Source organism: Chryseobacterium ginsenosidimutans (genome assembly GCF_024807225.1).
Taxonomy (GTDB): domain Bacteria; phylum Bacteroidota; class Bacteroidia; order Flavobacteriales; family Weeksellaceae; genus Chryseobacterium; species Chryseobacterium ginsenosidimutans.
This window is the reverse complement of sequence record NZ_JANUCO010000001.1, coordinates 2,921,261-2,933,670: the sequence shown is the minus strand read 5'-3', so window position 1 is coordinate 2,933,670 and position 12,410 is coordinate 2,921,261. Positions and strand designations below refer to the sequence as shown.

The 12,410-nt window shown below is 33.0% G+C and carries 10 protein-coding genes and 1 pseudogene; 6 read left to right on the top strand and 5 right to left on the bottom strand.

Annotated features, from left to right (window positions below):
* Positions 1 to 92: 92 nt before the first annotated feature.
* From J3D55_RS13820 to J3D55_RS13810, 3 genes are all read right to left on the bottom strand, one after another.
* A complete protein-coding gene (locus J3D55_RS13820; RefSeq protein ID WP_259131972.1) occupies positions 93 to 548 on the bottom strand; it encodes a hypothetical protein in 456 nt (151 codons plus the stop codon).
* Between the two features lie 68 nt (positions 549 to 616).
* Positions 617 to 1,483, bottom strand: coding sequence for a sigma-70 family RNA polymerase sigma factor (locus tag J3D55_RS13815; RefSeq protein WP_027385416.1), 867 nt, complete (start codon positions 1,481 to 1,483; stop codon positions 617 to 619).
* A 602-nt stretch (positions 1,484 to 2,085) separates the two neighbouring features.
* Positions 2,086 to 2,877 carry a S1/P1 nuclease gene (locus J3D55_RS13810; protein WP_259131966.1) on the bottom strand — a complete coding sequence of 264 codons (792 nt, stop codon included), beginning with the start codon at positions 2,875 to 2,877 and terminating at the stop codon, positions 2,086 to 2,088.
* A 292-nt stretch (positions 2,878 to 3,169) separates the two neighbouring features.
* On the opposite strand from J3D55_RS13810, the gene J3D55_RS13805 reads away from it, so the two are divergent.
* From J3D55_RS13805 to J3D55_RS13785, 5 genes are all read left to right on the top strand, one after another.
* Positions 3,170 to 4,111 carry a type VI secretion system baseplate subunit TssG gene (locus J3D55_RS13805; protein ID WP_259131964.1) on the top strand — a complete coding sequence of 314 codons (942 nt, stop codon included), beginning with the start codon at positions 3,170 to 3,172 and terminating at the stop codon, positions 4,109 to 4,111.
* A 56-nt stretch (positions 4,112 to 4,167) separates the two neighbouring features.
* Positions 4,168 to 5,082 (top strand): TssN family type VI secretion system protein, encoded by a 915-nt coding sequence (locus tag J3D55_RS13800; protein ID WP_259131963.1) that lies wholly within the window; start codon positions 4,168 to 4,170, stop codon positions 5,080 to 5,082.
* Positions 5,083 to 5,093: 11 nt separating this feature from the next.
* On the top strand, positions 5,094 to 6,233 hold the full coding sequence (locus J3D55_RS13795; protein ID WP_259131962.1) for a hypothetical protein: 1,140 nt from the start codon (positions 5,094 to 5,096) through the stop codon (positions 6,231 to 6,233).
* Between the two features lie 573 nt (positions 6,234 to 6,806).
* A complete protein-coding gene (locus J3D55_RS13790; protein WP_259131961.1) occupies positions 6,807 to 8,231 on the top strand; it encodes a phage tail-like protein in 1,425 nt (474 codons plus the stop codon).
* Positions 8,232 to 8,560: 329 nt separating this feature from the next.
* The gene (locus J3D55_RS13785; protein WP_259131960.1) at positions 8,561 to 9,739 is read left to right on the top strand and encodes an aminotransferase class V-fold PLP-dependent enzyme; all 1,179 of its coding nucleotides are present in this window, start codon (positions 8,561 to 8,563) and stop codon (positions 9,737 to 9,739) included.
* Positions 9,740 to 9,853: 114 nt separating this feature from the next.
* Here J3D55_RS13785 and J3D55_RS13780 read toward each other — a convergent pair.
* Positions 9,854 to 10,508, bottom strand: a pseudogene (locus tag J3D55_RS13780) (metal-dependent transcriptional regulator).
* An 85-nt stretch (positions 10,509 to 10,593) separates the two neighbouring features.
* Between J3D55_RS13780 and J3D55_RS13775 the strand changes: the two are divergent.
* Entirely contained in the window at positions 10,594 to 11,625 is a 1,032-nt protein-coding gene (locus J3D55_RS13775) for a threonine aldolase family protein (RefSeq protein WP_259131959.1), read from the top strand.
* A 78-nt stretch (positions 11,626 to 11,703) separates the two neighbouring features.
* Here the strand turns inward: J3D55_RS13775 and J3D55_RS13770 are convergent, their stop codons facing one another.
* Entirely contained in the window at positions 11,704 to 12,207 is a 504-nt protein-coding gene (locus J3D55_RS13770) for a hypothetical protein (RefSeq protein ID WP_259131958.1), read from the bottom strand.
* Positions 12,208 to 12,410 lie beyond the last annotated feature (203 nt).

Sequence of the window (12,410 nt, the reverse complement as noted above, 5' to 3'; positions counted from 1 at the left end):
TTTTAATAGTAAAGGTTATTTTTTATAGGAATTATATCCATTTTATATGTCAAATTATGTACTAAATATACTTTAAAAATCTTTGTAGAAAGTTAAAGAATAGAATTTAAATCAAAATCTGTTTTATTAAAATCTATGAATATTTTATATTTTCCATTTGCTATATCTGATCCAAAACTTCCCATTATTCTAAGTTTTCCATTTACTCTAAATTTTGAATCGAAAGTAATTTTTCTGGATACAAATGGAAAAATTTCATTGCTGTTACTTATTTGTAAAATTGGCTGTGCCTGTTTGAAAGGTTTAGTAAAAATCAAAAGGAAAATTTCATTATCTAAAATAATCACATCTGTTTTATTAAATTGATAACTGAATGAAAGCTTGGTAGAAGATTCCATTTCCATATCCAGCTTTTGAAATAAGGTGTAATTTTTGCCTTTTAATGTTTGGAAAAAATTTTCATGTTTTCTTTTATAATAAAGGTGAATTCCAAGATTTCCGAATATTGCAAAACAAAGCATTCCTGCAAAAATAAAATAGATTTCCATAATCTAACAAAAATAAAAAAGCGGAGCCTGAAAATCAAGCTCCGCCTAGTAAATTTTACGTTAAAATTTTATTTACCCAAATAAGACTTCAAAATCTTACTTCTGGTATTGTGTTTCAATCTCTTAATCGCTTTTTCTTTGATCTGACGAACTCTCTCTCTTGTAAGATCGAAAGTTTCACCGATTTCCTCTAAAGTCATTGGATGTTTTCCGTTCAATCCGAAGTATAATCTTACCAAATCAGCCTCTCTAGGAGTCAAAGTATTCAATGCTCTTTCAATTTCAATTTGAAGAGATTCAAGCATCAAATCTTTATCCGGACTTGGAGATTCTCCAGAACGCAATACATCATAAAGATTAGAATCTTCACCTTCTACCAAAGGCGCATCCATAGACAAGTGTCTACCGGAGTTTTTCATAGATTCTTTAATATCTTCCTCACTCATGTCAAGAACTTCAGCCAATTCTTCCGGAGAAGGTGGTCTTTCGTTTTCCTGCTCAAGGTGAGCGTAAGCTTTATTGATCTTATTGATGGAACCGATTTTGTTCAACGGCAATCTTACAATTCTCGACTGTTCTGCCAAAGCTTGTAAAATCGACTGACGAATCCACCAAACCGCGTAAGAGATAAATTTGAAACCTCTTGTTTCATCATACCTTTTTGCCGCCTTCATCAGTCCTAAGTTACCTTCATTAATCAAATCGGGTAAAGAAAGACCTTGATTTTGGTACTGCTTAGATACTGATACTACGAAACGAAGGTTGGCTTTTATTAATTTCTCTAATGCTGCTCTGTCGCCTGCACGAATTCTTTGTGCCAAATCTACCTCTTCGTCCGCAGTAATTAGTTCCACTTTACCAATTTCCTGCAAATACTTGTCTAATGAAGCAGTCTCCCTGTTGGTAACCTGCTTAGTGATTTTTAATTGTCTCATCTATTATATCCTCAAAAAGAGTTTCTACTTATTATACGTTTCAAAAGGTAAAAAGGTTACACTTGTTTCAATAATTTTTCATTTAATTAATTTTGGATTGAAAAAATAGTTGTAAATTATCGATCTCATGTCACAAAATAGCGATTTTTGATTGACTTTGAGTAGATTTTAAAAATCCTACTGAGAACTATTTTCTTGTAAATTCTTTTTATTTGAAGCTATTTGACTTCGTCGAATTGTACTTTTATTATTTTTTAAGGAGCAATTTCCCGCTTTCCGCTGTATCTTTTTTGTTACGGCTTCCGCTTCGCTCCACCCGCAACAAAAAAGGATGTCGCTTCAATCGGGGCTAGGAATTTGCGACTGTTTTAAAGCCAACCTATAAATTTAATTTTGTAAGAACTTTGTTACACTAAAAGCATTTAAATATAGAATTAAAGAATATTCTGGAAAGATTCAAGCCTAGATGCTTTCAGCATGACAAATTGTATGGAAATAGTATTCAGTGCAAAATTTTAAAAACAAAAAAAGCGAAACAAAAGTTCCGCTTCTATAAATTTTAAGTTTGACGATCAGCTAAAAACCAGCAACTATCAACTATATTAAAACAAATCATTCAACAGTTTTGAAAGTCTCAAACCTCCGTAAAGAAGCTGTCTTTCTACTGTATCATTAAATTTGTACTGATAATCGTAAGCCAGTTTTGACTCATTTGGAGTCTGTGCATAGATTTTATTCGCAATTTTATGAGAATCATACAACCAGTCTTCCAAAGTTCCTGTCTGAATCTGCTTTACTTCATCATCCGATTTAATATCTAAAAGCGTAGCATATTCAGTATAGCTGTATTTTTGAGAATCTATTAATTTACCGTCCCAAACTGAGTGCAAATTTGTTTTTTCTCCAAAATAAGTAACGTTAATTTTATTTCCTCCTAAATCTTCAGCTCTTCCAACGTGTAAAGGTTGTGCCAAATCTCCCATCATATGAATAAGGAAAATCAAAGCTATTTTTCTGTCTTTTTCAGAAGTTTTTTCGTCCTTAATCTGGCTCGACAAAGTCTTCACCTGAGTGTATAAACTCGGACCAGCCTGAGCTTTTAATTTCTCTTCAAAAACTTTAAAATCAGTTTGAGGATCGATGTTTACATAATGCCAAGCTGAAGCTTCTTTCCATGCACCTGTAGTGTCAGATTTGATGAAATCCGGCCAGTTTGCCCAATAAGCAAGACGTTCTCTGCCCATAATTTTTTTGATCTCTCTTCTTGCCTTTCCGGAAAGATGATTTTCTGCAATTTCTGCGATAATTCTGTGCCCCGTCAATCCCCATGCATAAGAATAAAGCGAAGATGTAATGAATGCTAAAATCAGAATTTTAGAATAAATACTTTTCATTGTAAATAACATTTTCAGGGTGCAAAGATACAGTTAAATTTAAAGTTGCGAAGAGGATTACGGTAAGAGGTTTATAAATTTAACTGAAAATTAAAATACAGCGTAAAACATTTATTTTCTTATCATTAGGTTTAATTAGAATTTCAATTTTCCGTATTTTTACGGTTTATGCCTTTTATTATTGTTTTTACTGTTAATAAATTAGTATTTTTAGAATAAATTTAAACAGGAAAATATTTTTTCAATAATTTGAGATATATTACTTTTACAAGCCAAAATCACAACAAAAACCATGTATGAAAATAATATTGTAGATATGAATTACAATAAGCTGCAGACAGATTTCAAGGCTGAAGCTGTGGCAGTGAATCTTTTGAAGTATCAAAGGGCGGTAAGCAATATTTTCATTGAGAGAATCGGGATCAATGACAGAGCTTATTTAAAGGATATTAAAAGTATTTCGAGTAATTATCTAGGTTTTGACGAAGAAGTTTTCACGATAGAGACATATCGAGAAGGTATTTACGATTATCTTCCGGAAGGTTTGTTTCATCCGCCATCATTGGGAGCGTCCAGAAAAAATGTTGAAAATGTTGTCCGCGAAATCCGCAAACAAAAAAAAGTAGAAGAAGACGCAAGAAAATTTTTCAAACCATTTGAGCTTGAAATATTTTTCACCGAAATCAGTGCTTTGCTTAAGGAATTTGATTTTGAAATTACAAGCGACACCGATTCTTTGTTGGATACAATGAGCGAGCTTTGGCCTTTGATCAAGATGCTGGACAAACAAAATGCCTATATTTTCATTTATATTTTACCGTTTTTTCATCAGATAAGAGGCGATAAAAAATGGTTTGAAAGATGTATGAGTGCATTTTTGCAGATTCCGGTTGAGATTACTTTTTCTCCGAATATTATCGACGGAAAGGAACAGGAAGACGATTCTATGCTGCTGGGAAATTCCAGATTAGGTGTGACGTACATTCCGAGTGGTAGACATATGGACGGACAGAGAAATTGGGTCGTGAACATCGGACCGATTCCTTATTCGGATATGAAAAAATATATCGATGGCAATCCGTTCCGAAAGGTTCTTCAGGCTTTGTATGATTATTTTTTACCTGTAAGCGTGGATGTGGAGGAGAATTTTATCACAGAAAAAAAAGAATATTCTTTTGCGCTGGAAGATGATGAAAGAAATGCAAACAGGCTCGGTTACTCTACATTCCTGTGAAAATTTTTAAGTATATTTACATTTACCAATAAAAATATTAATTCGAAAAAAGACAAATGGAAATTTCTTCAGTAAAAGGGATCTTTTTAAGGTATATTTTAGTGCCTTTATTTGCGGTAATTATGATGGTAGTTCTAGGAATTATCAGAAGGAATAAACCTGCTATTAAGATCAAAACCATCATTATATATGTTCTGCTTTGCAGTTTGTGCCTTGCAATTCCTGGAATTTTCGGTTTTGCCGGGAATCTTTTTAATCCTTATTGGTATCTTATTGCGCAGATCGTTTACCTTGTTTTAGGTATTATTCATGTTAATTTATCCGACAGGTACTTTAAAAAACATTTCAATTCTCTTACAAAAAGTATTTTGTTTGAATCTATACTTTCATTAACTTGTATTGGTTTCGGAGGGTATCTTTTTTACCTGATTTTCAATTGGATGAGTAAAGGAACAGGATATCCGATTATGGCGGCAACGAGTATCCTTATTTTTCTTGTTCCGTTAGTTTTTCATTATTGCTACATCCAGTTAATCAGTATTCCTGTTGATATTTATAAGACATGGAGATATTCACCCGATCAGAAACTTCCCGATTTCGAAGGGGCAGATTTTGACAGATTAATGGTATTAAATGTTGAATTAACTAAAAATCTTGAAGATACAAACCGATTCAGAATTAAAGCAAAAACACTTCCTACAGGAGTAACTTTCGGAGACTGGTTTTATAGAGTAGTTGATGATTATAACCATAAAAACCCGAACTCTATCATTCACCTTTCAGATGAAGTAAAAGAGCCTTATTACTGGATTTTTTATACGAAAAAATCATTTTTCAGCTTTAGAAAATATATCGATTTCGATCAGGATATTACCCAAAATAGTGTTGCAGAAAACGATGTTGTTATCTGTAAAAGAGTAATCCAACACGAGGAAGAAGGAGTAAGAAAAGCACAATCACACACAGTTTAAAAATATAGAATATGATACAGCCTATTAAGCATTTTGCCATCAATTGGGTTGACGGGATGAAGGTTTCCCAGAGACATCTTAATGATCAGGATAATTTTTTAATTGATACCATAAGAGATGCCAATTCGTTGGCGATCACGACATATAATTACGGACTTTTACCGATTTCAAACGAATTCACAGACCGAACGATTTTTGATGTTCATAATACGGCAACAAATGATGTTCAGTTGGTGATAAAACATTGTAGTGCAGTTACTTTGGCTGGCTATAGAATTGAATTGAATGACAGGAGAGTAAGCGTAAAATCATTGGCAAAATCGATGAACGAAGAACAAGCTGATGGAGAATATTACATTTTAATTTCTGTAAATCCTTTTGATAAAGTGCCTTTCGGAGATATTGATCCTGAAGAAATTCCGCCAAGACATCCGAATTCACAATCCAATCATCATATTGAATTGCTTCCCGTAACTTCTTTGAACAGCAGTTACTCAGGAGGAAATTATCTGATTATCGGAAAAGTAGATTTAAAAGGAAATATTGCTCAGGTTGATTCTAATTTTATTCCGCCGTGTACGTCGATTCAGAGTCATCCGGCGTTGTTGGATTATTACAATAATTTTGCAAAATCGATCGGGAATTTACAGCAGTATGCTTTTAAAATCATTCAGAAAACTTCTCATAAGAACCAAAATACAGCGTTAGCACAAAATGTTAAATATCTGTGTAATACGATGATTAATACGTTTGGGGATATGTATTTCCAGTTCAGAAATATTACGCCTTATCAACCGCCTGTATTTTTGATCGAATCTTTCGCAAAACTGGCACTTCGTATGTACAATGCGACTCAGGTTATCGTTCCGGCAGAATTGGAGGAAATGTTGAATTACAGTTTGGAATGGAGTGAAATTGCTCCTCATACCTTATTAAATCAGCTTTCTATCGTTGCAGAAACTAATTATGACCATCACAATTGCGGAGAACCTTTCGTTTATATCCAGCAAATGTTGAGAAGTCTGGAAACTATTTTCTCTAAGCTGAGCGAGCTTGATTACATCGGTCAGAGAAAAGAAAATATCATTGTTAATGAGCAGGAAGTTTCAAACAACAACAATCCGAAAAGAGGTTGGAGTGTTTTAGATTAATATAAATTCAGCTTAAAATATGAATCCCGTTATTAGTAATTTCGGGATTTTTTTGTGCAAAATTGTTTGGCTTTGTAATGACTCGCGTCGATTTTTTAGCCTTAAAAAAGTTATAAAAGGCGGGTACATTCGTTTATTTTAAATCCGTCTGTAGATCGTAAATAAGTATACATAAGTTATATAAATTCTTTGATTTCTATGCTTTGTAGGGTTTTATTTCCCAAAATAAGCATACTGCAAAACTATTCATAATAAAAAAATTCCCACTTCAGAGATTAATTTTAATTAATTTTAACCGCTTTTTTTATAAAAAAAATCTACGATAGGAAAAGATATTTCTTTAAAATTCCTTATTTATTAAGGTTTTACCATGGTGTATGTTTGATGTATTTGATTATCAGTTGCTTTAATGAAAGAACATTTTAATAATACTATATTTGTTGTCTGGATTAGTTAATTTATTATAAAATTCAAAACAAAATATATTATAAAAAGTATTTCGTTAAATATTGCGAAATAATATTTTGTAAAAATTATAGATAATTATATTAATAACTTCAAAAAACACTTACTATGAAGACAAAAAAAATCTATTCGTTAATAGTACTTTTTTCTATGGGCACTATTGCTTCAGCTCAGATGGGAATTAACACCGCAAATCCCCAAGTTACATTAGATATTATAGGGAATGCGGCATCGACCAGTTCTAAAGATGGTGTCAGTGCTCCTCTTATTACCAGACAACAATTGGCAGCAAAAATAGCAGGTACTTACGCTGCCGCTCAAATAGGAGCGATGGTGTATGTAACTAGCGCTACCACTCCTACAGGAACTGTTCCTAGTTTAGCGCAAACAGTAGAAATTACATCTGCAGGTTATTATTTTTTCAACGGTACGATTTGGAAAAATGTAAATGATGAATCCGTTAATTTGTACAACTCAAACGGAACTCTTGCAGATAACAGAGTCGTTACTCAGGGAGCAAATACATTAGGTTTTAATACGAATGCTGTAACCGGCTTTTCGGTAAATGGTACAGGAATTTCTGTTGACGGCAGCTCTTCCCCATACAAAGTGGGAATAGGTACAGCAACACCTGTCACAATTCTTTCAGCGGTAAATTCTGTTCCGGGAAATACTTTAGACGTTTTGTCTGCTGGAATCAACAATTGCGGAGCTGCTTGCGGACAAGGGACAGCTAGGAATTTGACCCTCTTCAACTTTAACGGTACAAATAGCCAGTTTGCAGGCATTCACTTTATTGCTGCAAATTCAATTACTGGTCTTTCAGGAGCAGCAATTGTAGGAATTGACAGAGATGCTACAAACGGATATGCAGGCTTACAGTTTCAAACCAGAAATGAAACAAATTTCGCAGCAAGAATGACGATTCGTTCTTCAGGTAATGTGGGAATTGGTACAGCAGCACCAACAACTGCTCTGCACGTTGTTAGTACAGCAGATCCTTTACGTCTAGAAGGCTTACAACCTTCTTCAGGAGCTACAAGTGCATTGACGGTGAATAGTTCCGGTGTTGTACAGATGCGTAATGCTACTAGTATAAGCGCTGTAAGAGCGACGGGAAATATTATCATTACAGCAAATAATATAAATACAAATACAGGTGCTGCAAAAGAAACATTTGATAATCTTAGTGAATTTACAGGAAATACTTTTACGGCAGCAGCCACGGGTATATATAAAGTTAATTTTAGTATAAATTATCCTCAAAGAGCTGCCACAGAAGACGGTGCTGACGGATATTTAGGATTTGTAAAAATAGCGTTAAACGGGGTTGATTATTCATCGATGAATACAAAAGTTACCCTTGCGGAATCAGTAGGCGGTGTTTCTTCCGTTACTTGTATAAATTCTGCATTAGTAAAAATGACAGCAGGTAATACGCTTACATTTCAAGGGTTGACTTATGGTTCGACTCCGACGGCAACAGCCAGTATTACTGCTCCTTTTACGATCAATATAGTACGTGTAGATTAAAGATTGAATATTCTATATAGGCAAAAAGTTCTAATTTAGAAAAAATATCTAAGTAAGATAGGGATTGTAAAATATTGATATTTATTTAAATTAGTTATTAATGTTGTTAAGTAATTATTTCGTCTTACAAAATCTCCCGAATTTAAACTATTAAAAACAGTAAATCTAATATCCGCAAAGCCCAGTGCTTTGCGGTTTTTATTTATCTTTGATCAAAGAAAAAAAATAAAAAAAAGATATCAATCAGAGATTGAGAGAAATCACATTTTATTTACAAGATGTATCGAGTTCACGTTAGTTAAAAAAAGTATATAATATCAATTAAAAAAATGAACACAGATAAAATAAGACAAGACATCAAAGGATTATCAGACGGAAAAATATTTCTAAATAATGCAGGATCATCCTTAATGCCGAAAATCGTGGTGGAATCAATGGTTGATTATTTACATCAGGAAGAACAGTTCGGAGGATATGAAGTTGCCACAAGAAATGCAGAATTATTAGAACAATTTTATGATGAAACAGCGAAATTAATTAACGGTAAACCATCCAATATAGCTTTTGCAACAAGTGCCACTGAGGCATTTGCAAAGGCTTTGTCGAGTATTATTTTCAAAGAAGGAGATGTAATTATTACAACCGTCGACGATTATATTTCCAATCAGATTACATTTATTTCACTACAAAAAAAATTAAATGTAAAAATAATAAGAACGAAAAATCTTTCAGATAACGAACTGGATCTTGAAGATTTCGAAAATCTAATAAGACAACATAAACCAAAATTAGTTGCCGTAACCCATATTCCGACAAATTCCGGATTGATTCAAAATGTAGAAGCTGTCGGGAAAATTTGCAAACAATACGATATTTTGTATTTGGTTGATGCTTGTCAGTCGGTTGGTCAAATGGAAGTTGATGTTGAAAAAAGTGGCTGTGATTTCCTGACCGCAACTGGACGAAAATTTATGCGAGGACCAAGAGGAACAGGATTTTTATATGTTTCGGATAAAATTTTAGAGCAAAATTATGCCCCTTTATTGTTGGATATGAGAGGAGCTAACTGGACGGAATATAATGATTATGAATTGTTTAAAACAGCAAAAAGATTCGAGCATTGGGAAATCTCTTACGCTTCTTTGCTTGGTTTTACGGAAGCTTTGAAATATGCAAACAATATCGGTTTACAGAATATTGAAAATTACAACAGAATAGTATCCGAAAAACTAAGAGAAAATCTTAAAAATAATGGCTTCAAAGTTTGGGATATAGGAAATAATCTGAGCAGTATCGTTACTTTTTCCGGTCCGGATGGAGATCTTGAAAATATTCAGAAAGTCTTGAAAGAAAATAATGTATTTTTTTCTGCAACCTATAAAAATTCCGCTTTAATTGATTTTACGAATAAAAATATACAAGGAATTGTAAGATTATCACCACATTATTTCAATACGATGGAGGAAATCGAGAAAGTTTCTGAGATTTTGAAGAATAGCTTGAAATAGTTTTTTACTTGAACCATTAAGATTTTTGTTAAGAAGTTAATTTTGAATTGCTTAAAGCAAAACTAACTTACTATTCTTAATTCCTTAAATAAAATCTTAATGGTTCAAAAATTATTACTTTTTTACTAATATTTTTTCTGTAGCCTTTCTACTCAAAACTTCTTGTTTTCCAGCCACTTCAACTGTAATAGATTTGTCAAAATTTTCAATCTTAACAATCTTGATTTTAGTATTTAAAAGCAGCTTTCTTTCTGTTAAATAATTTAGGAAAGCATCGTCAGAAAGCGTTACCGAAGCAAAAATAACAGTTTCACCAACCGTACAATTGCTTAATCTCTGCAAATCCTGGGCAATAATATTTCCTTGTTTATCAGGAATCGGTTTCCCCGTGTGGATCGAATTTCGGATAATCAAGAATTTCATCCATTTTATCGAAGAAAATAGTGGAGTGGACGTGCTCCAATTGCTCAGCGATTTCGTGTACATTTTCCCAGCCGAAATTCATTTTTTTTACTAAAAACATTTCGGTAAGTCGATGTTTTCTTACGACCAAAGAAGCTTCTCGTTTTCCTTTTTCTGTGACAATCAGAGGTTTATAAGTTTCGTAAATGACCCAGCTTTTGTCTGCAAACTTTTTCATCATATTGTTAACGCTTGGCATTTTTACGTTTAAAAATTTGCTCAATTCGTTAATCGTTACTTTTCCTTCATTGTCAACTAAGTGAAACAAAGCCTTCAGATAATTTTCTTCCGTTAATGTTGTTCTCAAAATGTTAGATGATTTTCATTACAAATCTAACAAAATTTTATTAATTATTTAGGGTTGTTAGGTGAACTTTTTTTAATTTTACTCTATGAAATTTTCATTCAAAAACGACTATTCGGAAGGTTGTCATCCCAATATTTTACAGGCTCTTTTACAGCATAACCTCGATCAACAGGCAGGTTACGGAGAAGATGAATATTCTTTACAGGCTAAAGAATTAATCAAAGAAAAGATTAAAAATCCTAACTCGGAAATCTATTTTGTTTCGGGCGGAACTCAGGCAAATTTAATTGTAATTTCCTCAATTTTAAGACCTTATCAATGCGCAGTTTCTGCTTCAACAGGACATATTTTAAATAATGAAACCGGAGCTATCGAAGCAACAGGACATAAAATTTTAAGCATAGAAAAAGAAGACGGAAAACTGACGCCCGAAGATATTATTCCGGTGTTGGAAGGTCACAGAAATGTTCCGCATCAGGTGATGCCGAAACTGGTTTACATCTCGAATTCTACGGAGTTGGGAACGATTTATACCTTAAAAGAATTGGAAGAGCTTTCTAATTTTTGTAAAGAAAATAATCTGTATTTATTTATGGACGGAGCGAGAATGGGGCATGGTTTGACTTCTGAAATCAGCAATTTGACATTGGAGAAAGTTGCTGAACTTACCGATGTTTTTTATCTGGGAGGAACTAAAAACGGAGCTTTGATCGGTGAAGCCATTGTTATTAATAATCAGGAACTTCAACAGGATTTTGCTTTTAATATCAAACAAAAAGGAGCGTTGCTGGCAAAAGGAAGATTATTGGGAATTCAGTTTTTAGAATTAATGAAAAATGATCTGTATTTTGATTTGGCAAAACACGCGAATCAACAGGCCATGAAGATCAAAAATGCCATGAAAGAAAAGGGAGTGCAGTTTCTTTCTGATACGTACACCAACCAGATTTTCCCGATTTTAAGCAATCATTTAATAGAAAAATTATCAGAAAAGTTTGAATTTTATGTCTGGAAGAAAATTGATGAAGATTTTTCAGCCATTCGTTTAATCACTTCCTGGAATACGGGAGACGAACCGGTGAATGATTTTATTAAAATTATTAAAACCGAATTATAAATAAAACGAAAACAGCCTGATTGTAGGCTGTTTTTATTTTGAAAAATAAGTCAAAAATTAGTGATTTATTTTAATTCCTTATTTCAACGCTGTCGCAACAACATTACAATCTGCTACTTTCAGGTTTCTTCCACCTGTATATTTAATTTTCTTTTCGCTGGCATATTTTGTTCCGGTTTCAGTATCTCTTGCACCGATTCCTTCACTTAAACCATCTTTTGTCTGAAGAAAATAGATGTCATTTTTGTTTCCTGTAGTTCCTTCTGCTGCGAATTCATACGTCAATTTCAGTGTGTCTCCTGATTTAAAACCAGATAAATCACCTTTATTGCTGTCTTTTTCACTATTTTTTGTAGCCATTTTTCCGGTGATCGTTCCCAGATTATCGTCAATAGTTACAAAAACAGTGTCTTTCCCAGTGATTCCCATATAGCAGAAAGATTTTGCACCAAGTGTATCAATCACTTTTCCCGTTGTAGATGTGGTGTCAACAGGAGCTGTTTCGCTAACCGAAGCTTCCGTTTTTTTGTTACAGTTCATTAAAAAAATAGACAATGAACTCAGTAAGATTAATTTTTTCATATCCTTATTATATTTAAGTCAAATTTCGATAGCACTAAAATAACAATACTATTTCTATATGAGAATACATTTACTATAAATAAAAAATAATTTTTCAATTTAAAATAATAAATGGCATCCTGATTTTAATTAAAATTAAAAATTTCCTAATCGCTGAGAATCCGTTAAAAATTTTCTTGTTGAATAATTTTCCGTACAGCATT